20 protein-coding genes are annotated in these 21,118 nt (G+C 73.0%); 11 read left to right on the top strand and 9 right to left on the bottom strand.

All coding sequences use genetic code 11. From position 1 onward, the window contains the following. Nucleotides 1-234 precede the first annotated feature (234 nt). Entirely contained in the window at nt 235-1,848 is a 1,614-nt protein-coding gene (locus tag U5640_RS25275; protein ID WP_340378021.1) for a recombinase family protein, read from the bottom strand. Nucleotides 1,849-2,094: 246 nt separating this feature from the next. On the opposite strand from U5640_RS25275, the gene U5640_RS25270 reads away from it, so the two are divergent. Next, on the top strand, nt 2,095-2,352 hold the full coding sequence (locus tag U5640_RS25270; RefSeq protein ID WP_340378020.1) for a hypothetical protein: 258 nt from the start codon (nt 2,095-2,097) through the stop codon (nt 2,350-2,352). Here U5640_RS25270 and U5640_RS25265 read toward each other — a convergent pair. Continuing rightward, the gene (locus U5640_RS25265) at nt 2,340-2,972 is read right to left on the bottom strand and encodes a haloacid dehalogenase-like hydrolase (RefSeq protein WP_340378019.1); all 633 of its coding nucleotides are present in this window, start codon (nt 2,970-2,972) and stop codon (nt 2,340-2,342) included. The two genes, U5640_RS25270 and U5640_RS25265, sit on opposite strands and share 13 nt — an antisense overlap. A gap of 67 nt (nt 2,973-3,039) precedes the next feature. Beyond that, entirely contained in the window at nt 3,040-3,960 is a 921-nt protein-coding gene (locus U5640_RS25260) for a hypothetical protein (RefSeq protein WP_340378018.1), read from the bottom strand. Nucleotides 3,961-4,040: 80 nt separating this feature from the next. Between U5640_RS25260 and U5640_RS25255 the strand changes: the two genes are divergently transcribed. After that, entirely contained in the window at nt 4,041-6,641 is a 2,601-nt protein-coding gene (locus tag U5640_RS25255; protein ID WP_340378017.1) for a helicase C-terminal domain-containing protein, read from the top strand. Between the two features lie 7 nt (nt 6,642-6,648). On the opposite strand, the gene U5640_RS25250 is transcribed toward U5640_RS25255, so the two are convergent. Then, nucleotides 6,649-7,188, bottom strand: coding sequence for a hypothetical protein (locus tag U5640_RS25250; protein WP_340378016.1), 540 nt, complete (start codon nt 7,186-7,188; stop codon nt 6,649-6,651). Nucleotides 7,189-7,318: 130 nt separating this feature from the next. On the opposite strand from U5640_RS25250, the gene U5640_RS25245 reads away from it, so the two are divergent. Then, the gene (locus U5640_RS25245) at nt 7,319-8,962 is read left to right on the top strand and encodes a DNA repair helicase XPB (protein ID WP_340378015.1); all 1,644 of its coding nucleotides are present in this window, start codon (nt 7,319-7,321) and stop codon (nt 8,960-8,962) included. Nucleotides 8,963-8,966: 4 nt separating this feature from the next. Here the strand turns inward: U5640_RS25245 and U5640_RS25240 are convergent, their stop codons facing one another. After that, a complete protein-coding gene (locus tag U5640_RS25240) occupies nt 8,967-9,149 on the bottom strand; it encodes a hypothetical protein (RefSeq protein WP_340378014.1) in 183 nt (60 codons plus the stop codon). A 267-nt stretch (nt 9,150-9,416) separates the two neighbouring features. On the opposite strand from U5640_RS25240, the gene U5640_RS25235 reads away from it, so the two are divergent. Further along, a complete protein-coding gene (locus U5640_RS25235) occupies nt 9,417-11,459 on the top strand; it encodes a UvrD-helicase domain-containing protein (protein ID WP_340378013.1) in 2,043 nt (680 codons plus the stop codon). 71 nt (nt 11,460-11,530) lie between these two features. On the opposite strand, the gene U5640_RS25230 is transcribed toward U5640_RS25235, so the two are convergent. Further along, nucleotides 11,531-12,211 (bottom strand): copper homeostasis protein CutC, encoded by a 681-nt coding sequence (locus tag U5640_RS25230; RefSeq protein ID WP_340378012.1) that lies wholly within the window; start codon nt 12,209-12,211, stop codon nt 11,531-11,533. Between the two features lie 107 nt (nt 12,212-12,318). Between U5640_RS25230 and U5640_RS25225 the strand changes: the two genes are divergently transcribed. The 3 genes from U5640_RS25225 to U5640_RS25215 all read left to right on the top strand — a co-directional run bounded on the left by U5640_RS25225 (nt 12,319) and on the right by U5640_RS25215 (nt 14,356). After that, complete coding sequence (locus tag U5640_RS25225; RefSeq protein ID WP_340378011.1) at nt 12,319-12,966, top strand: hypothetical protein; 648 nt, start codon at nt 12,319-12,321, stop codon at nt 12,964-12,966. Continuing rightward, on the top strand, nt 12,963-13,451 hold the full coding sequence (locus U5640_RS25220) for a GNAT family N-acetyltransferase (protein WP_340378010.1): 489 nt from the start codon (nt 12,963-12,965) through the stop codon (nt 13,449-13,451). The genes U5640_RS25225 and U5640_RS25220 overlap by 4 nt, the downstream gene beginning before the upstream one ends. A 128-nt stretch (nt 13,452-13,579) precedes the next feature. After that, nucleotides 13,580-14,356, top strand: coding sequence for a hypothetical protein (locus tag U5640_RS25215; RefSeq protein ID WP_340378009.1), 777 nt, complete (start codon nt 13,580-13,582; stop codon nt 14,354-14,356). Here U5640_RS25215 and U5640_RS25210 read toward each other — a convergent pair. Next, nucleotides 14,346-14,615: a DUF4031 domain-containing protein gene (locus U5640_RS25210; protein WP_340378008.1), complete on the bottom strand. Its 270-nt coding sequence runs from the start codon at nt 14,613-14,615 to the stop codon at nt 14,346-14,348. The genes U5640_RS25215 and U5640_RS25210 overlap by 11 nt on opposite strands. A 7-nt stretch (nt 14,616-14,622) precedes the next feature. Next, nucleotides 14,623-15,018 carry a hypothetical protein gene (locus U5640_RS25205; protein ID WP_340378007.1) on the bottom strand — a complete coding sequence of 132 codons (396 nt, stop codon included), beginning with the start codon at nt 15,016-15,018 and terminating at the stop codon, nt 14,623-14,625. A gap of 54 nt (nt 15,019-15,072) precedes the next feature. Here U5640_RS25205 and U5640_RS25200 point away from each other — a divergent pair, with 54 nt between their 5' ends. From U5640_RS25200 to U5640_RS25185, 4 genes are all read left to right on the top strand, one after another. After that, nucleotides 15,073-15,963, top strand: coding sequence for a MurR/RpiR family transcriptional regulator (locus U5640_RS25200; protein ID WP_340378006.1), 891 nt, complete (start codon nt 15,073-15,075; stop codon nt 15,961-15,963). Between the two features lie 40 nt (nt 15,964-16,003). Next, entirely contained in the window at nt 16,004-17,002 is a 999-nt protein-coding gene (gene murQ, locus U5640_RS25195; protein WP_340378005.1) for an N-acetylmuramic acid 6-phosphate etherase, read from the top strand. Then, a complete protein-coding gene (locus U5640_RS25190) occupies nt 16,971-18,494 on the top strand; it encodes a PTS transporter subunit EIIC (RefSeq protein WP_340378004.1) in 1,524 nt (507 codons plus the stop codon). The genes murQ and U5640_RS25190 overlap by 32 nt, the downstream gene beginning before the upstream one ends. A 497-nt stretch (nt 18,495-18,991) precedes the next feature. Further along, complete coding sequence (locus U5640_RS25185; protein WP_067251568.1) at nt 18,992-19,561, top strand: hypothetical protein; 570 nt, start codon at nt 18,992-18,994, stop codon at nt 19,559-19,561. Between the two features lie 61 nt (nt 19,562-19,622). Here U5640_RS25185 and U5640_RS25180 read toward each other — a convergent pair whose 3' ends face one another. After that, nucleotides 19,623-21,104 (bottom strand): MFS transporter, encoded by a 1,482-nt coding sequence (locus tag U5640_RS25180; protein ID WP_340378003.1) that lies wholly within the window; start codon nt 21,102-21,104, stop codon nt 19,623-19,625. Between the last annotated feature and the right edge of the window lie 14 nt (nt 21,105-21,118).

The raw sequence follows: 21,118 nt of genomic DNA, 5'->3' as shown, positions 1-21,118 counted from the left end.
CTTGGCCTCGGCGGCCCGCAGCCCGTCGTAGGTCAGCTCGCGCTGGTCCACAGATTGCCGACGATCTGCGTCGCCGGTTGGGCGCTGGGGAGTGGGCACCTGGTGCGCGCTTCCCTGGGACCGTCGCATTGGCAGCGGAGGACGGGACTGCCCAGGCGACCACACAGAAAGCCGTCGTAGCCCTACGGAGGCCCAGCTGTTCAGCGGAGCCTTGTCTTTATACCCGTTCATCTCTTACGGTCTGGCGAGTTGCAGCGCTTTCCACAATTGAGCTTCTACGTTGTGACTAACCACCAGCCTTGTCATCTTCTTCTTTCCAGGGCGCGTAAGTGCGAGTTCATTTGCCATTGCCTGAATGTCTCCCAGGTCCATGACCATTCCCTTATCGCTTTCATCCGCTCCCTTGTTCCACCCCCAGACCTTGACCTGATAGGTACGGAGGAATTCCCTTCGGTCTTCCTGGTCTTTGGCTTCCCAGACTTCCCCGTACTTCTTACCCGTCGCCTTGAGTGTGGGGTTAGCCCTTTCCGCTTCCTGCTTAGCCAGGAGAGCGACCTTTGCAGAGAGACCCTTGTGCATTCGCATGTACGACTCTTCCTGCCCCTCTCCGTCGTACTCCCCTGCAATGTACTTGGCTTCCAGGTTTTCGAGGCGCGCCCTGGTGTCCTGGAGTTCCCTTGCCTGACTAGGACCCGTACCGGCACGCTCGTACATGTCCCACGCGCCTACGCTCTTACGAATCTCCTGTTCAACCCACGTGTCCAGGAGATCAGCACGAATGTAAAGCCCCTCGTTACACGCTCCACCCTTGAACTTGTTGGAGCAGCGGTAATACCTGTGTCCGGGAATCCTCTCTCCGTCTTTCCTGGTGTGCCCTGTACCCATGAGAGAAGTAACCGGCGCTCCACAGTTACCGCAGCGCGCAATACTGGAAAGCAGGCTCTTGGCGCTTACGCGCGTTCCCTCCGTATAGGCCTTGGGAGCGGGTTTGATCCTGTCGACCAGGTCTGTCCACTCATCCATTGTGGCCAAGGGCCGCTCAGGGAGAATGACGGGATTCCCCTCGTCATCCAATACAGCCTCTCCCTTGTACGTGTAGATACCAGGAACCCAAGAGGAGCGGATGAATTTATTGATGATGGTCGATTGCCATTGCGTCCCCTTGGTTTCCTCACCTTTGAGCTTCCGCAGGTGGTCTCCCCACGTGAGTACGCCACGGCCGTTGAAGTCACGGGCAATCCTGTGCGTGGACTGCCCCTCACGGACGCGAGAGAAGATCTCTTGTACGTAAGGGTGGAAGTCCTGGTCAATCTCCAGAACCTTCCTCTTACCGCCCTCTACAGCTTTGATGCGGTAGCCGGTGGGCGGAGCGCCTACGAGCCATGAACGGTTCTCCAGACGGCTCTGTACGCCGTTGAGGATGCGCGCCTGAATGGTGTCCCACTCAGCCTCAGCGAAGACGGCTGTCATGCGAGCCATCATCTTGCCTTGGGGAGTGGAGAGGTCGAACCCCTCTTCAACGCAGACGATGAACTTGCCGTTCTGCTGCGCCCATTCCAAGAGTTCGTTGAAGTGCATTGAGCGACGGGTAAGCCTGTCCATCCTGGCTGCAATGATCACGTCGAACTCATCCGCGCGGGACGTCAGCCACTTCCCCAGCTTGGGCCGCTTGAAGGGGGAGATGGACCCTGAGACGTCCGTGTCCTCTGCCTCCCCCACCAGGACGCCGGACAGGAGAGGGGAGCTGACGTGGTGTCGGATCACGCCACGCTGCCACTCGATGGACGTCGAGCCGTCCGAGTCGGCAGACAGGCGCAGGCATGCGAGGTAGCGAAGACCAGGAGTCATGGTGGGAGCGTAGCGCTCCCTGTGTGCCTAGGTACCCGACTTCATCCTTGCCGGTAGGCACGTCTGTCCTCGTCCTCGTACTCGTACTCGTCGGAAACTTGCTTCTGGAAAAAACAGCTGGGGAACGGCTCTTGAGAGCAGTCGGGCGGGTCAACAGTGACCCGCCGGTACCAAGGCTAATGGTCTTCGGGCGGGTGAGAGGACGTCGCCCGGCTGTTCCTTCGCGGTGGGAACTACCCTGGTCCGGTGCGTGACAAAACACCAACCGATTCCGCCGCTCCCGGTGACCGACTGATCCGTGCGGGGGCCGTCGTCTTCTTCGTCGGTGCCGTGGCCACCCTCGTCACGATCGCCCCGCTGTTCCTCGGGACGACGCCTTTTCCGACGTACATGTTCGGACTGAGCATGCTCATGGGCGTCGGATTCCTCGTCGCGGGCGCCGGGGTGCTCCGGTCGGTCGCGGCGGGCCGGCGGCGGGCGCGGGCGGGGAATCAGCCCTCGTAGTCCGCGAACCACTCCCCGAAGCCGGTCAGGTCGTCGAGGACGACGTCCGCACCGGCCTCGGTGAGTTCCGCCGCGCTGCACGGCCCCGTGGCGACGCCCACCGAGAACGCCTCGGCGAGCCGGGCCCCGCGCACGTCCCCCACGTGGTCGCCGACGTACACGGACGCGCCGTGCTCCCGCAGCGCGTCCGCCTTCTGGGCCGCCCACAGGTTGCCGATCAGCGCGTGGGGCCGCATGCCCAGGTGCTCCATGTGCAGCTGCGCGTTGCGCTCCCACTTCGCGGTGACGACGATCGGCTTCCCGCCGGCCCGCCGCACCGCCTCCAGCGCCTCGTGGGCGCCGGGCATCGCGAGGGTGCCGGTGACGGCGTAAGCCGGGTAGATCTCGCGGTAGAGGTCGGCCATGGCCGCTATGTCCTCCGCCGGGAACCAGTGCGCCATCTCCTCCGTCAGCGGCGGCCCCAGCCGCGTGACCACGAGATCGGCGTCGACGTACGTCCCGGTCCGCGCGGACAGCTCCGTCCAGCAGGCGTGGATACCGGGCCGGGAGTCGATGAGGGTCATGTCGAGGTCGAAGCCGACGGTGCGTGCACGGGGGGAGGCGACGGTCATGCGGGACATTGTGCCGGGCCGCTTTCCGCCGCTGCGAGCTGTTTCCACCGCCGCGAGCTGTTTCCGCCGCCGCGAGCTACTTCCGCCGCTGCGAGCGCCAGACCAGGAACAGCGCCGACGCCACGGCCGCGCCCCGCACCACCCACGGCCAGGTCTCGCCGATCGCGTCGTTCATGTGCCCCTCGGCGATGGGCGCGCCCCAGCGGCCCTCGCTGCGGCCCCACAGCCACACCACCCCGGCGGCGACGGACAGCCCCGGCAGCCACATGACCGCCAGCTTGGTCTCCCGGTCGGTCAGCCGGCGCGAGACATAGGCGATCGCCCAGCCCGCGACCAGCAACAACAGCTTCCCGAGCACCGCCCCGACGACGAGGGCGACGGCGGCGAGCAGCAGCAGGGGGTTGCTCCAGCCGCCGCTCGGGAGGGCGGGCAGGAACCGGCGACGCCCCTTGACCGCCGCGGCCTCCGCCTGCGGCGCCCCCTCGGGCTTGCCCGGCGCGTCCTCGGGCTCCCCCGGTTCCTTCTCCGGGCGCGGGGCCCGCAGCATCTCCGGGATCTCGACCCCGCCGACGAACCCGGGCACCTCGTCGCCCACGGCGAACGGATCGGACTCCCGCTCCCACCAGTCGGGCACCCCGACCTCGTCGGCGAGCGCGCCCGACCGGGGCCCGGGCACCTTGCCCAGCCCCCGGGGGGCCGGTGGCGGCCGGTCCTCGTCGTCCCGCTGTACGGGCACGGAGGGCGTCGGCGTCTGCGGGGCACCCGCGCCGCCGTCGGCCGCAGCGGCGACGACGTCGTCCGGGCTGCCGAGGCGGTCGATGATGCGGCGGACGGCGGCGGGCGAGTCGACGGCCGCCCGGGAGCGGCGCCGGTCGATCTCGTTGCGCAGCTCGGACACGAGCCGCATCCGCGTGGCCGACGACAACTGCTGCTGCTGTGCGACGTCGCCGACGCGGCTCAGATACTCGTAGACGACCTGGTCGCTCTCGATCCCCACGAAGGGCACGGTACCGCGCGGGGGATGCGCGGGTCCGGGGGCGCGGCCCCCCGCCCCGGTGACCCGCTAACGTGGGCAAGATGAGCACCGAGGACCACCCGGCCCCCCGGTCCCTCGCGGAGGCGCTCCGCGGCAGGGACGACGCCTCCCTGGCCGCCCTCCTGCGCAGCCGCCCCGACCTCGTCACCCCGGTCCCCGGCGACCTCACCCAGCTCGCCACCCGGGCCGGCACCCGGGCCTCCGTCGTCCGGGCGCTGGAGCGGCTCGACCGGTTCACCCTGCAGACCGCGGAGGCGCTGGCGGTGGCCGCGGACCCGTCGTCGTACGACGAGCTGCTCGGCCTGATGGCCGGGGACGCCCGCGACCCGGAGGTGTCGGCCGCGCTGCCCGGCGCCCTCGCGGCGCTGCGCGAGCAGGCACTGGTGTGGGGCGCCGACGACCGCCTCCGTCTGGTCCGCACGGCCCGTGAGCTGCTCGCCCCGTCGCCGCAGCATCCCTCCCCCACGGGTCTCGGCCCAAGTGTGCGGGAGGCGACGGCGGGGATGTCGCCGGGCCGGATCCAGGAGATCGTGGCGGCGGCCGGGCTGCCGTCCACGCACGACTCGGTGTCCGCCGTGGACGCGCTGACCGCGCTGTTCACCCACCGCAGGAAGATGAAGGCGCTGCTGGCCAAGGGCCCGGCGGAGTCCGTGGAGGTGCTGGAGCGGCTGGTGTGGGGCCCGCCCTACGGCCAGGTCACCCATGATCCGGCGCCCCGGCTGCGCTGGCTGCTGGACCGCGGCCTGCTGCTGCCGACGGCGCCCGGCACGGTCGTCCTCCCGCGCGAGGTCGCCCTGCATCTGCGGGCCGGACGGGCGCACCGGGCGCCCGAGCCGCTGCCGCCCGCCGTGGAGCCGTCCGTCACCCACCGTCCACAGGTTGTGGACAGCACGGCGGCCGGGCAGGCGTACACCGCGCTGGCGACGGTGGAGGAGCTGCTGAAGGACTGGGACGAGGGCGGCCCGGCGGTGCTGCGGGCCGGCGGACTGAGCGTGCGGGACCTGAAGCGGACCGCTGTCGCCCTCGACGTCCCGGAGCCGACCGCGGCCTTCTGGGTGGAGCTGGCGTACGCCGCCGGACTGATCGCCTCCGACGGCGAGGCCGACGAGCGGTACGCGGCGACGCCGGCGTACGACGAGTGGCTGGAGCGGCCCGCCGCCGAGCGCTGGGCACAGCTCGCCCAGGCGTGGCTGGCGGCAACCCGGACGTCCGGTGTGGTCGGCGGCCGGGACGCCAAGGAGCGGGCGCTGTCGGCGCTGGGCCCCGGCCTCGACCGTTCCGCGGCGCCCGAGGTGCGCCACCGGGTGCTGGCGCTGCTGGCCGCTCTGCCGGAGGGCGCCGCGCCGGACCCGCGGACCGTCCTGGCCCGGCTCCGCTGGGAGCGCCCGCTGCGCGGCCCGCAGGCCGCCCCCGCCCCCGCCCCCGCCCCCGCTCAGGGCACCCCTCGGGGCGAGGACGGCACCCCTCGGGACGAGGACGATCTCCGCTCCCGCCTCGCCCGCTGGACCCTCGCCGAGGCCGAGCTGCTCGGCGTGACCGGACGCGGTGCGCTGTCGGCCCAGGGCCGGGCCCTGATCGGCGGGTCACCGGCCGCCCCCGGCCGGCACCCGGAACCCGAGGGCCCCGGGGACAAACTCCCGGTCCACCACCACCGCGCGGCCGCCCCTCTCGCCCCCCTGTCCCCGCCGGAGCAGGCCGTGGCCGTCGCGGCCGCCGCCCGTCTGCTGGCGCCGCTGCTGCCGGAGCCCCTGGACCACGTCCTGCTCCAGGCGGACCTCACGGCCGTGGCCCCGGGCCCCCTGCGCCGCCCGCTCGCCGAGGTGCTGGGGGTGCTCGCCGACGTGGAGTCCAAGGGCGGCGCGACCGTCTACCGATTCACGCCCGGCTCCGTACGCCGCGCCCTGGACGCCGGCCGCAGCGCCTCCGACCTGCACGCCTTCCTCGCCCAGCACTCGCGTACGCCGGTGCCGCAGCCGCTCGCCTATCTGATCGACGACGTGGCGCGCAGACACGGTCAGCTGCGGGTGGGCGCGGCCTCGGCGTACGTCCGCTGCGACGACGACACCGTGCTGAACGAGATCCTCGCCGACAAGCGGGCCGGCGCGCTGCGGCTGCGCCGCCTCGCCCCCACGGTGCTGGCGGCCCAGGCCGATCCGGCGACCCTGCTCGAAGGGCTGCGCGCCATGGGGTACGCCCCCGCCGCCGAGTCCGCCGAGGGCGATGTCCTGATCACTCGCGCCCACGCCCACCGCACCCCGCCCCGCACGGCCCCCGAGCCGGTACCGGACGGCCCCCCGGTGCCCGACGCCACTCTCCTCACGGCGGCGGTCCGGGCGATCCGGGCGGGCGACCTGGCCTCGACGGCCCCCCGCAGACCCACGGACACGGCGACACCCCTGGCCCCCGGCGAACTCCCCCGCACCACCTCCGCCGAGACCCTGGCCACCGTGCAGGCCGCCGTCCTGACCGGCGAGGCGCTCTGGATCGGCTACGTCAACGCGGAGGGCGCCGCCAGCCAGCGCGTCATCGCCCCCGTACGGGTGGAGGGCGGCTTCGTCACGGCGTACGACCACACGGCGGACGAGGTGAGGACGTATCCGCTGCACAGGATCACGGGAGTGGCCGAGCTGGCGGACGACTAGCGGACGACTAGCAGTCCCCCACGGCCCCCTCCGCGCCGAGCCCGAAATGCACCCGGGCCGCGCTCTCCAGCCCCGCCGAGCTGACCCGCCCGTCCAGCCGGGACGTGGCGAGGACCGAGAAGTGGTCCTTCTCCCACTCCGCGTATCCGGCCCCGTCCGGCGGCTCCTCCTGGGCGACGACGCGATACCCCTCGCCCTCCCGCGCCAGCCGCATCACCTGGGGGTAGTGCGCCCCACCGCACTCCTGGAGCGCCCCGTCCCGCACCCCGTACTCCATGCACAGCGTGTCGACCCCGGCCCGCACCCGGTCCCCCTCCTCCCGCAGATCCAGGGCCTGCGCCGCGCAGAACCAGCGCGCCTCCAGCGCGGGCTCGCTCTCGCCGGGCCCGTCCCCCTGGGCCTGCGCCACGAGCCGCTCCTCTATCGCGGGGCGCACGGAGGCCCACAGACCGGCGTCCACCGCGCTCGACCCCCGCGCCCACGCCCCGGTCGCCACCAGCACCACCACCGCGCCGACGCCGGGTCCCCAGATGCGTACCGAAGTCACCGCGAGCTCCTCACCGAGCCGCGCGCGCTGCGCGGCTTCCCCTGGACAAGACCGCCGAGAGGCGCTCGGGGTTGCACGCGCGATGGGGCACACTGGACGTTTGGCCGCCTCGGAAGGATGTGCGTACCTCGTGAACGGACCGCTGATCGTCCAGTCGGACAAAACTCTGCTCCTGGAAGTCGACCACGAGCAGGCCGACGACTGCCGTCGCGCCATCGCGCCGTTCGCCGAGCTGGAGCGGGCGCCCGAGCACATCCACACCTACCGGGTGACCCCGCTCGGCCTGTGGAACGCGCGGGCGGCCGGGCACGACGCCGAGCAGGTGGTGGACGCGCTGGTGCAGTACAGCCGCTACCCGGTGCCGCACGCGCTGCTCGTGGACATCGCGGAGACGATGGACCGCTACGGCCGGCTGACCCTGTCCAAGCACCCGGCGCACGGGCTGGTGCTGACCACGACCGACCGGCCGGTGCTGGAGGAGATCCTGCGCTCCAAGCGGATCAGCCCGCTGGTCGGCGCCCGGATCGACCCGGACACGGTCGTGGTGCACCCCTCGGAGCGCGGCCAGATCAAGCAGACCCTGCTGAAGCTGGGCTGGCCGGCCGAGGACCTCGCCGGGTACGTGGACGGGGAGGCGCATCCGATCGAGCTGGCGGAGGACGGCTGGGCGCTCAGGCCGTACCAGAAGCAGGCCGTGGAGAACTTCTGGCACGGCGGGAGCGGGGTCGTGGTCCTGCCCTGCGGGGCGGGCAAGACGCTGGTCGGCGCGGGGTCGATGGCGCAGGCGAAGTCGACCACGCTGATCCTCGTCACGAACACGGTCTCGGCCCGGCAGTGGAAGCACGAGCTGGTGAAGCGGACCTCGCTGACCGAGGACGAGATCGGCGAGTACAGCGGGACGCGCAAGGAGATCCGCCCGGTCACCATCGCCACCTACCAGGTGCTCACGACCCGGCGGAAGGGCGTCTATCCGCACCTGGAGCTGTTCGACTCCCGGGACTGGGGGCTCATCGTCTACGACGAGGTGCACCTGCTGCCCGCGCCCGTCTTCAAGTTCACCGCCGACCTCCAGGCCCGCCGCCGTCTCGGTCTGACCGCGACGCTGGTCCGTGAGGACGGCCGTGAGTCGGACGTGTTCTCCCTCATCGGCCCCAAGCGGTTCGACGCGCCGTGGAAGGAGATCGAGGCGCAGGGCTACATCGCGCCGGCGGACTGTGTGGAGGTACGGGTCAACCTCACCGACTCCGAGCGGCTGGCGTACGCGACCGCCGAGGCGGAGGAGAAGTACCGCTTCTGTGCGACGACCGCGACCAAGCGGAAGGTGACGGAGGCGATCGTGCGGCGCTTCGCGGGCCAGCAGATCCTCGTCATCGGCCAGTACATCGACCAGCTCGACGAGCTGGGCGAGCACCTCGGGGCTCCGGTCATCAAGGGCGAGACGTCCAACGCGCAGCGCGAGAAGCTCTTCGACGCCTTCCGGGAGGGCGAGATCAGCGTGCTGGTGGTGTCGAAGGTGGCGAACTTCTCGATCGACCTGCCCGAGGCGACGGTCGCCATCCAGGTGTCCGGCACCTTCGGCTCCCGCCAGGAGGAGGCCCAGCGGCTGGGCCGGGTGCTGCGTCCGAAGGCGGACGGTCACCAGGCGCACTTCTACTCGGTCGTCGCCCGCGACACCATCGACCAGGACTTCGCGGCGCACCGGCAGCGGTTCCTGGCGGAGCAGGGGTACGCCTACCGGATCATGGACGCGGACGAGCTGCTGGCCGGGGGCTGAGGGGTCAGCGCCGGCGGCGGACTCCGGCCTCCTCGCCGTACTCGCCGAGGATGACGACGTCGAAGGCGGCGCCCACGAAGACCCTGATCGCGTGCAGGGCGTCGCCGACGGGGTGACGGTGGGCGTCGGAAAGCGGAGTCGCGCCGGACGGGCGACCGGGGGCTGGGGTGAGGGTCGCTGCACTCATGTCTCCATGGTGCCGGGAGAGGCATAAAGGGGGCATCGGCCCCAGGTCCCCACTTGGCGTACTACCTGAGTACAGCCGTGCGGTGCGGCTTCCCCTAGGGGGCGCGGGCCCGGAGCGCCTCCGGGGCGGGAAAAATCATTCGCCTTCCCCTCGCCCCTCCCTTAAAATCTCCGCTCTTGCCCGCCTCCCTTCACGGAGTGCCGCCGCCCGGACGGAAACCGGACGGCATCGCCGTAGCCCACCCCCAGCAGGCCCGGAGGCACCTCCTTGTCCACGTCCGTCCACGACGACCCCCTCGGCCGCGAGCGCGCACACCTCACCTCCTCCCGGGCCGCCCTGCGGGCCATGCGGGAGGACGTCGAGGCGCTCGACATCAGCGACGTCACCGCGAACTGGGTGAACGCCGAGGTCCTCTCCCGCCAGATCGACGAACGCATCAAGGCGCTCGCCGACCTGAGCGACACCCCGCTGTTCTTCGGCCGCCTCGACTATCTGCACGCCCCGGGCGCCGAGCAGGCCGAGGGCGCCGAGGGGGAGCGCTTCTACATCGGGCGGCGGCATGTGCACGACGGTGACGGCGACCCCATGGTCATCGACTGGCGCGCCCCGGTGTCGCAGCCGTTCTACCGGGCCTCGAAGAAGGACCCGATGGACGTCGGGCTGCGGCGCCGCTTCGGCTACACCGGCGGCGACCTCACCGCGTACGAGGACGAGCACCTCTCCGACCCGCAGGAGGCGGCCCGCACCAGCAGGCTGCTCCAGCAGGAGATCGAGCGGCCGCGTGTCGGTCCGATGCGGGACATCGTCGCCACCATCCAGCCCGAGCAGGACGAGATCGTCCGGTCCGGGCTGGGCGGGACCGTGTGCGTCCAGGGCGGGCCGGGCACCGGGAAGACCGCCGTCGGCCTGCACCGGGTCGCCTACCTGCTCTACGCGCACCGGGAGCGGCTGGCCCGTACCGGCACCCTGGTGATCGGGCCGAACAAGTCCTTCCTGCACTACATCGAGCAGGTGCTGCCCGCCCTGGGGGAGCTGACGGTCCGCCAGGCCACGGTGGACGACCTGGTCGCGCACGTCGAGGTGCGCGGCACGGACGAGGCGCCCGCTGCGGTCGTCAAGGGCGACGCGAGGCTGGCGGAGGTCCTGCGGCGGGCCGTGTACTCCCATGTCCGGATGCCCACCGAGCCGGTCGTCGTGGTGCGCGGGTCGCGCCGCTGGCGGGTCCCGGCGTACGAACTGGAGGACATGGTCCGCGAGTTGCTCGACCGGAACATCCGCTACGGCGCCGCCCGCGAGGCGCTTCCGCAGCGCATCGCGCATGCCGTGCTGGTGCAGATGGAGCGGTCGGGGGAGGCCCCGGACGACCGGGTGCAGGACGCGGTGGCCCGCACCGGCGTGGTCAAGGCGGCGGTGAAGGAGATCTGGCCGCCCGTCGACCCGGCGAAACTGGTGCTGCGCCTGCTCACCGACGCGGATTTCCTCGCCGCCCACGCCGACGGGATCCTCGACGAGGACGAGCAGCGGACCATGCTGTGGGCGAAGCCGGTGCGGAGCGTGAAGTCCGCCAGGTGGTCGGCCGCGGACGCCGTGCTGATCGACGAGACGGCCGACATCGTGGAGCGCACCCACTCGCTGGGGCATGTGGTGCTGGACGAGGCGCAGGATCTGTCGCCGATGCAGTACCGGGCGGTGGGACGGCGCTGCACCACCGGTTCGGCGACCGTCCTGGGCGATCTGGCGCAGGGCACCACGCCCTGGGCGACGCGGAGTTGGGGCGAGGCCCTGGCGCATCTCGGCAAGGCGGACGGGGTGATCGAGGAGCTGACGGCCGGTTTCCGCGTGCCGACCGACGTCATCGCCTACGCGTCCCGGCTGCTCCCGCACATCGCTCCCGGGCTCGCTCCGGTGGCCTCGGTGCGGGAGAACCCCGGGTTCTTCGATCTCCGGCCGGTGGCCGGGGCCGCCGACGTGGTCGCCGCCTGCGAGGAGTTGCTGCGCCGGGAAGGGTCGGTGGGGCTGATCGCCGCGGACGCGCGGGTCCCCGCGCTGGCTTCGGCGCTGGCGTCGGCGGGGCTTTCGTATCTGGAGCCCGGTGCGGAGACGACCGCCGAGACCCGGCTGACGCTGGTGCCGGCGTCGCTGGCGAAGGGTCTGGAGTACGACTATGTCGTGCTGGACGAGCCGCGGGCGGTCGTGGACGGGGAGCCGGACGGGCGGACGGGGTTGCGGCGGCTGTATGTGGCGCTGACCCGCGCGGTGTCGGGGCTGATCGTGGCGTACGCGGGGGAGTTGCCTGCCGAGTTGGGCTGATGTCGGTGGGTGAGTGCGGGTGCGTGGGGGGGGCTGGTCGCGCGGTTCCCCGCGCCCCTGGGCAGGACAGGTCAGCCCCTGTCGAGTACGTGGCGCCACTTTCGTACCGCCTCTGCCGATACCGGCTTCTGCCAGCCGCCGGGCCGCGCCGCCCCGCCGATGTGGAAGGCCGTCACCCCCGCCTCCCTCAGGGCCGGTACATGGTCCAGGCGCAGGCCGCCGCCGACCAGGAGCTGCTGGTCGCCTCCCCGGGACGCCTCCGTCAGCAGGGTCGGCAGGCCCTCGTCCACGCCCGCGGGCGAGCCTGCGGTGAGGTAGGTGTCGAGGCCGGGGAGGTCGGCGAGTTGTTTGCGTACGGCGTCGCGGTCGGCCGCGTGGTCGAGCGCCCGGTGGAACGTCCAGCGGCAGCCGGCCAGCTCCGCCACGACCCGCTCCACCGCGTCCACGTCGGCCTGGCCGTCCGTGTCGAGGAAGCCGAGGACGAACTCCTCCGCCCCCGCGGCGCGCAGCTGGCGGGCGACCCGCGCCAACCGGTCGAGGTCGCCCGCCGCGAAGCCGTCCGCGAGGCGCACCATCACGCGCAGCGGGATGTCCACGGCGGCCCGGATCGCGGTGAAGACCGGCACGGGCGGGGTCAGGCCGTCCGCGGCCATGTCGGTGACCAGTTCGAGGCGGTCCGCGCCTCCGGCCCGGGCCGCGATCGCGTCCTCGGCGTCGAGGGCGATCACCTCAAGCACTGCACGCTCGCTCATGGGACCCCATTCATCGAGAAGCATCACGGAGCATCGCCACAACAGGTCTAGTCCAGTTGTCTAGTCCAATTGCACCATACGGACGGTCTCCGCGCGAGAATGAGCCCATGGCCGACCTCGACGCCCTGCGCGCCCGCTTCACCCACGCCCTGGAAGCAGCCAGGGACTCGGCCGCCGACGGCCCCGACCCCGCCCCCTACGCCGACGCCCTCCTCACCCGCTGGCGGGAACCCCAGCGCCGGTACCACACCGTCGAGCACCTCGCGGCGGTCCTGGACCACATCGACGTCCTGCACGAGCACGCGGACGACCCGGCCGCCGTACGGCTCGCCGCCTGGTTCCACGACGCCGTGTACCTGCCCGACCGCTCCGAGAACGAGGAGCGGTCCGCCCGGCTGGCCGAGCGGGCCCTGCCCGAGGCGGGGGTCGGGAAGGCGAGAACCGCCGAGGTCGCCCGGCTGGTGCGGCTGACCGTCACCCACGACCCCGCCGACGAGGACCGCGACGGGCAGGTGCTGTGCGACGCCGACCTCGCGATCCTCGCCGCGCCGCCCTCCGCGTACGCCGCCTACACGGCCGCCGTCCGCGAGGAGTACCACTTCGTGCCGAACGACGCCTTCCGCGCCGGACGCGCCGCGGTCCTGCGTCAGCTCCTCGATCTGCCCCGGCTGTTCCGGACGCCGTACGGGGCCGAGCGGTGGGAGGCGACCGCGCGCTACAACCTGCGGTCCGAACTGGAGCTGCTCACGTCGTGACCCGTATCCCCGGCCCCCGGCTCACCCTGGAAGGCGCCTCCCCCACCGCCCTCGCCGACCTCTGGTCCGGCGGCGACGGCGGCTACGACTGGCTCGGCGGCAGCCCGTACGACGGCACGCGCGACGCCGCCGGAATGGTGTTCCGGGCCCATGAGGACGGCATCCTGCGGCCCGGCTTCGGGCTCTACGTCGTCGTACGCCGGGAGGACCGCCGGGCGATCGGCAGCATGGGATTCCACGCCGCACCCGACGAGGACGGGCGCACCGAGATCGGCTACGACCTCGTCCCCGCCGCCCGCGGCCACGGCTACGCCACCGAGGCGCTGCGCACCCTGGCGGGCTGGGCGCTCGCCCGGGACGACGTACGCCGGCTGTTCGCCACCGTCGAACAGACCAACACCGCCTCCCGCGCCGTACTCGAACGGACCGGGTTCGTCCGGGTCTGGGAGGGCGAGGGCGCATACGCGTATGAGCTGCGCGGCTGACCTCGTCCTGGCGTAGCCTGGGGCGATCTTCCGCCCTTCGGCTCCCCCCGCACCCCACGCGCTTCGGATAATTCCGGCACGGCCGCGCCGCGCACGGGCCGTGCACGCCGGGGGAAGCGGGGAGCGTCATGAGTCAGAACGGCCCGGCCACGCCGCCCGGACCGCCCGTGCCGGACCCCCATGCCCGGCGGGGCGTGCGCTGGACCATCGTCGGCATCGTGATCAGCACGGTGATCGCCCTGGTCAGCCTCTACTTCCAGGCCCAGCAGTCCAAGGGCGACATCGCGCACCCGACGCCCAGCCGCAGCGCCTCCGCCGAGCCGGGGCCCACGCCGGACGACGGGAGCCCGGGCGGCGATCCGCCCTCACCGACGCCGGACGGCTCCGGTCCGGACGGGGAGGGCCCGGACGGGGAAGGCCCGGACGACCCCAGCCCGTCCCCGTACTCCGGCGACGACGGCCTCACCCTCGCCGAGCACGAGCTGCGCGACTCGCTCAACACCGACCAGTGGTCGCGCGACAGCTGCTCGCACACCCTGTGGCAGGGCGCCACGGCCGCCCTGTACTGCACGGTCACCACCGTCGACCGGTTCGGCGTCACCGGCACCGGCAAGGCCAGCGTCGTGATGTACGAGACGAAGACCGACCGGGACCGGGTCTTCCAGGGCTACGCGGGCACCCTGCCCGAGGGGAACTGCGAGGCCCAGATCAACGTGCGGGGCAGCTGGTCCGAGAACAACACCGGCCGGGCGGCGGGCGACGTCGTCTGCTTCCTGTCGACCACCGGGCAGTACGTCTTCCTGTGCAGCTACTACGACCGTCCCGCCCTGGTCCAGATCACCGGCCCCGACCAGAGCAGCCTCACCGCCTGGTGGCACACCATGGAGCCGGTCTTCACCGGCTGACCCCGCCCTTGCGCCGGCGCAGCCCCGCCGCGTGCAGCAGCCGCACCACCTCACGGCTGCCCACCTCGACCGCGCCCGCGGCGACCACCTCCGCGTACCGGTGGGAGGGGATGTCGTAGTGGTCCCGCTCGAAGGCGCGCCGGGGCACGCCCAGCCCCTCGGCGAACGCGTGCAGTTCGTCGTACGAGACATCGCTGACGAGGTGGGACCACATCCGGCCGTGGCCCGGCCAGTTCGGGGGGTCGATGTAGAGCGTCACGACGGCCTCATGAGGAACGCGCCCCGCCCGTCGCCGAGCCCAGCGTCCCCACGGCCGCGACCTTCACCCCGGCCTGGTGGCACACCCAGTGCGGATCGGGGCCCAGTTCGGGCTCGACGTCCAGTGCGTGCGGATCGCCCGAGCGGCAGACCGGGCACAGCGGCCAGCGGCCGTACCGTTCGAGGAGCGCGTCCTGCACGTCCTGGGCCACCAGCCCGGCCACGTACGCCATCCCGTCCGGCCACTGCTCGACCCACCAGCGGCGCTGTACGACGGACTCCTCGACCATCGACACGACGTCCGCCGCGGCCACCTCGCCGGAAGCCAGATCGGCCAGCACGAGGGCGCGGGCGGTGTGCAGCGCCTGTTCGAGGGCGCTGACGGGGAGGCCGGAAGGATCCATGCACCCATTGTGCGCGAGCTTGACCGCACCCCCGTGTGAAAATACCTTTCAAAGGTGACCCAGGAAGTGAAGGAAACCTTCCGACCGTCCGGCGCGCTCGCCAGCAAGGTCCGTACCCTCGCGCCCTCCCTGACCCGCTCCATGCAGCGCGTCGCCGAGGCCGTCGCGAGCGACCCGGCCGGCTGCGCGGCCCTCACCGTCAGCGGCCTCGCCGAACGCACCGGCACCAGCGAGGCCACCGTGGTCCGCACCGCCCGCGTCCTCGGCTACCCCGGCTACCGCGACCTGCGCCTCGCCCTCGCCGGGCTCGCCGCCCAGCAGCAGTCCGGCCGCGCGCCCGCCCTCACCACCGACATCGCCGTCGACGACCCCCTCGCGGACGTCGTCGCCAAACTCGCCCACGACGAGCGGCAGACCCTCGCCGACACCGCGGCCTGCCTCGACACCGCGCAGCTGGAGGCGGCGGTCGGCGCGGCGGCGGGCGCGCGGCGGGTCGACGTGTACGGCGTCGGCGCGAGCGGGCTGGTCGCCCAGGACCTCACCCAGAAGCTGCTGCGGATCGGCCGCGTCGCCCACGCGCACAGCGACCCGCACCTCGCGGTGACCAACGCGGTGCAGCTCGGCGCGGGGGACGTCGCCGTCGCGATCACCCACTCCGGGTCGACCGGGGACGTCATCGAGCCGCTGCGGGTGGCGTTCGAGCGGGGGGCGACCACGATCGCCATCACCGGACGGCCGCGGAGCCCCGTCACCCAGTACGCCGATCACGTCCTGACCACGTCGACGGCGCGGGAGAGCGAGCTGCGGCCCGCGGCGATGTCCTCCCGGACCGGGCAGCTGCTGGTGGTGGACTGTCTGTTCGTGGGCGTGGCCCAGCGGACCTACGAGGTGGCGGGGCCCGCGCTGGCCGCGTCGTACGAGGCGTTGGCGCACCGGCACAGGTAGTCGTGTTGCACTGGACCCGCGTCAGAAAGAACCGTCTGCCATGACCTCCACCTCGTCCTCCGGCGCCGCCTCCCCCGACGCCCTGCGGCGTCAGCTCTCCTCCCTCACCACCGAGGCCTTCCGGCCCGAGCTCGCCGACATCGACCGGCTCGCCACCCTCGATCTGGCCCGGCTGATGAACGGCGAGGACGCCGGGGTACCGGCGGCCGTCGCCGCCGAGCTGCCCCGTATCGCCGCCGTGATCGACGCCGTCGCGGCACGGATGGCGCGCGGGGGGCGGCTGGTCTACGCGGGCGCCGGGACCGCCGGGCGGCTCGGTGTGCTCGACGCCTCCGAGTGCCCGCCGACCTTCGACACCGCCCCCGGGCAGGTCGTCGGCGTCCTCGCCGGCGGGCCCACGGCGATGACCACCTCCGTCGAAGGCGCCGAGGACTCCCCCGAGCTGGCCGTCGCCGACCTGCGGGCCCTCCGGCTGACCGCCGACGACTCGGTGATCGGCGTCTCCGCGTCCGGCCGCACCCCGTACGCGGTCGGCGCGGTGCGGTACGCCCGGGCGCGGGGTGCGCTGACCGTGGGGTTCTCCTGCAACGCGGGCAGCGCGCTGGCGGCCGCCGCCGAGCACGGGATCGAGGTCGTGGTCGGGCCGGAGCTGCTCACCGGCTCGACCCGGCTGAAGGCCGGCACCGCGCAGAAACTGGTGCTCAACATGGTGTCGACGATCACGATGATCCGGCTGGGCAAGACCTACGGGAACCTGATGGTCGACGTCCGTGCCTCGAACGACAAGCTGCGCGCCCGCTCACGGCACATCGTCGCGCTGGCGACGGGGGCCGGGGAGCGGGAGGTCGAGGCGGCGCTCGCGGCCACCGACGGCCGGGCCAAACACGCCGTCCTGGTGCTGCTGGCCGGGGTGGACGGGGCGGCGGCCGCCCGCCTTCTGGAGGAGTCCGGCGGTCATCTGCGTGCCGCGCTCGCCGCGGCGGCCGGCCGGGCCGCACGCTCGGTGGGTGAGCACCCCGACTTCGGACAGCGCCCCTGACCTCGCCGCCGCGATCCTCCCCCTGGTCGGCGGCCCCGCGAACGTGACCTCCGTCGCCCACTGCATGACCCGTCTGCGCCTCACCCTCACCGACCCGTCCCGCGCCGACGAACCGGCCCTGCGGGCCCTGCCCGGCGTCCTCGGCGTCGTCACGGCCGGCCACACCTGGCAGGTGGTGCTGGGACCGGGGGTGGTGGGCAGGGTGACGACCGCGTTCCGACAGCTGACGGAAACGGAGGGCAGCCCCACCGCACGGGCTGCCCCCGCTCGGGCTGCCACCGCACAGACTGCCGAGCCGACCGCCGCGGGGCGGCTCGCCGCGCGGGGAGCGGTGTTGCGGGAGGAGCGGCGGCGGCGCAACGCCACCCCGGTCAAGGCGGCCCTGCGCCGGCTCGCCGCCGTCTTCGTCCCACTGATCCCCGCGCTGATCGGCTGCGGCATCCTCGCGGGGCTGAACGGTCTGCTCGTCAACGCGGGCCTGCTGCCCGGGCTGACGCCCGCCCTGGCCGCCGTCGCCTCCGGCTTCATGGCGCTGATCCCCGTGTTCGTCGGCGTCAACACGGCGAAGGAGTTCGGCGGCACCCCGGTCCTCGGGGGCGCGGTCGCGGCGATCGTCGTCCTTCCCGGCGTGGCGAAGGTGACGGCGTTCGGGGTGCACCTCTCCCCCGGCCAGGGCGGGGTGCTCGGCGCACTGGCCGCGGCCCTGCTGGCGACCGGTGCCGAACGGTGGTGCCGGGGCAGGGTCCCGGACGCCCTGGACGTCCTCCTCACCCCCGCCCTGACCGTCCTCGTCGCGGGCCTGGGCACGCTGTACGGGATCATGTACGCGGCCGGCGCGGTCTCCACCGCGATCGGTACGGCGGCCAACTGGCTGCTGGCCACCACGGGCGCCTTCGCCGGCCTGGTCCTGGGCGGCCTCTTCCTCCCCCTGGTGATGCTCGGCCTCCACCAGGCGCTGATCCCGATCCACACCACCCTCATCGACCAGCAGGGCTACACCGTCCTGCTCCCGGTCCTGGCGATGGCGGGCGCGGGCCAGGTCGGCGCGGCCGTCGCGGTGTACGTCCGGCTGCGCCACGACACCTCCCTCGGCGCCTCACTCCGTACGACGATCAGATCGGCGCTCCCGGCGGGCCTGCTCGGCGTCGGCGAACCCCTCATCTACGGCGTCTCCCTCCCCCTCGGCCGGCCCTTCCTGACCGCCTGCGCGGGCGGCGCGGCCGGCGGTGCCTTCATCGGCTTCTTCGCGATGCTCGGCGACCGGGTCGGCGCGATGGCCATCGGCCCCTCGGGGTGGGCCCTGTTCCCCCTGCTCGCGGGGAACAGGGGGCTGGGCGTCACCGCCGCGATCTACGCGGGCGGCCTCCTCACGGGCTACGGCGTCGGCTTCGCGACGACCTACGCCTTCGGCGGCGTACGGAAAGCAGCGACGGCCCCCCTCGCCGACACCTCACCCGCCCCGGCACCTACCCGCCCCACCTCGGGAAACTGAACCCCGAGCCAGCCGGACCGACCGCCACCGGCCGACCGGGCCGACCGGGCCGACCGTGGCTCGGGCCGCCCGGGCCTGCCGCCCGACCGGGGCGACCGGGCCGACCGTGGCTCGGGCCGCCCGGGCCTGCCGCCCGACCGGGGCGACCGGGCGACCGCAGCCGGGCGACAGGGCCTCTCGGGCGACCAAGCCGACCGCCGCGGGGCGACCGGACCTCTCGGGCGACCAAGCCCGCCGCCGCCGAGTCTGCCGGACGCCCGGGCCAGCCGGACCGACCGCGGCCCGGGCCTCCCGGGGCGCCCGGCACCGCGGACGGCGAGGTGCCGCCGTCCGCCGTGCCGGGGCGTGTCCACCGCCTCGCGGCGGCCCACGCCATCGGCCGCGTACGGAAGAGCGGCGGCAACCAGCGCCGAGGCCCCGCCTGCCCGGCACCTGAGGCCCCGGGCCGACCGGGTCAGCCGGGTGACCCCGTGCGGGCCCGGCCTACCCTGGGTGGCATGAACCACGCCCAGTCCACCGCCCTGGGCCGTGCCCTCCGACTGCTCGGGGAACACGGCGAGGCCCTGTCCGCCGACACCCCCGACGCCCGGCTGCACGAGGTCAAGGCCGATCTGCGGCGTGCCCTGGAACTGCTCGACGACAGTGTCACCAGCGCCGTCCCCACCACCCGGTGCGCCGAGCATCCCCACGGCCCCGTCGACGAGGCCGCCCCCGATCTCTGCCTGCTCTGCGAGACCCGGCGCCGGGCGGCCCGCCGGGCCGAGTTCAACGGCCCCGCCCCGCAGGGCGCGCCCGCCTCGCACGCCCCCTCCCGCTACGGCAGCCGCGGCGACCGCCCCCAGCCCCAGCAGCGCTGGCTGCCCGAGCTGTGGAACGGCCAGGAGTGGCAGCTGTGCGGCACGCCCCGGCGCGACCGGCGCGAGGCCGAGCTGTACCTGGCCGCCCTGCGCCGCGGCTCCCGCCCCGCAATGGCGTACCGCCTGGTCCACGAGTTCACCGACTACGAGGTCCTGCGCATCTGGGGCACCCCGGTGAAGGTCGACATCGAGCCCCTCGGCAACCTCTAGCAGGGCTTGGTCAGGTTCACTCGCCGGTGGCGTGTGAACCTGACCAAGCCCTACTGGCCGCTCATCTGCCGGAGGCGGCAGGCGTCGCGTCGCGGGGTTCCCCCGCCGGGGCCGCGGGCGGTACGGCGGCCCGGCGCCCGGGGATGAAGAGGGCGAGGAGGAAGGCGACCAGGGCCGCGCCCGCGCCGATCGCCATGACGGCCTTGAAGCCGTTCTCGGAGGGCAGGGCGTACCCGCCGAAGTCGGTGGTCAGCCGGGCGAGGACGACGCCGGCGACGGCGCTGGCGAACGAGGTGCCCAGGGACCGCATCAGGGTGTTGAGGCTGTTCGCGGCACCGGTCTGGGAGGGATCGACCGCGGCCATGATCAGGGCGGGCATCGCGCCGTAGGTGAAGCCGACACCGGCGCCGATGACGCAGGACGCCAGGACGACGTGCCAGACCTCGCTCATCAGGACGATGTTCAGGCCGTAGCCGGCGGCGACGATCAGCGCGCCGGTCATCAGGGTGACCTTGGGGCCCTGGGCCCGGGTGATCGCGGCCGACACGGCCGACATGAGCATCATCACCAGGCCCTGCGGGGCGAGCAGCAGACCGGCGGCGAGCATCGACTTGCCGAGGCCGTAGCCGGTCTGCGCGGGCAGCTGGAGGATCTGCGGCAGGACCAGCGACATCGCGAACATCGAGAAGCCGAGGGCGATCGAGGCGAGGTTGGTGAACAGCACCTGCCGCTTGGCGGTGGTGCGCAGGTCGACCAGCGGCTGCTTCGCCCTCAGCTCCCACCGGCCCCACGCGGGCAGGATCACCAGGGCGGCGGCGCCCAGGCCCAGGGTGGTGGCGGAGGTCCAGCCCCAGTCGGCGCCCTTGGACACGGCGAGCAGCAGCGTGACGAGACCGGCCGCCAGGCCGAGCGAGCCGGCCAGGTCGAAGCGACCGCCGGTGCGGTTCCGTGACTCGGGGATGAAGACCAGGACGAGGGTGAGGGCGAGCACCCCGAGGGCGGCGGCGACCCAGAACAGGACGTGCCAGTCCCAGTTGTCCGCGATGAACGCGGCGGTCGGCAGTCCGAGCGCGCCGCCGACGCCGAGCGAGGCGCTCATCACGGCCGTCGAACCGGCGAGCTTCTCCGCCGGGACGGTGTCCCGCAGGATGCTGATGCCGAGCGGCACCACGGCGGCCGACAGCCCCTGGAACACCCGGCCGACGATCAGCGGGACCAGGGAGTCGGAGAGGGCGCAGACCAGCGAGCCGGCGATCAGCATCACGACGCTGACGACCAGCATCCGCCGCTTGCCGGCCATGTCCCCGAGCCGGCCGACGACCGGGGTGGCCACGGCGGCGGCGAGGAGGGTGGCGGTGACCGCCCAGGCGGTGTCGGAGGCGGGCGCGTCCAGCAGCCTCGGCAGCTCGGGGACGATCGGGATGACCAGGGTCTGCATCAGCGAGACGACGATCCCGGCCAGGGCCAGCACCGCCACCACGGCGTTCGGCCGCGGCGGGGCGGATGTCCCCGGCGCGGCGGGTCGGGCAAGGGCGTCGGACATCACAGGGCCTCCGT

The sequence above is a fragment of the Streptomyces sp. SS7 genome, from assembly GCF_037993025.1.
Lineage (GTDB): Bacteria > Actinomycetota > Actinomycetes > Streptomycetales > Streptomycetaceae > Streptomyces.
Note: the sequence above shows the minus strand (reverse complement) of the source record. Positions and strands in the feature narration are given on the sequence as shown.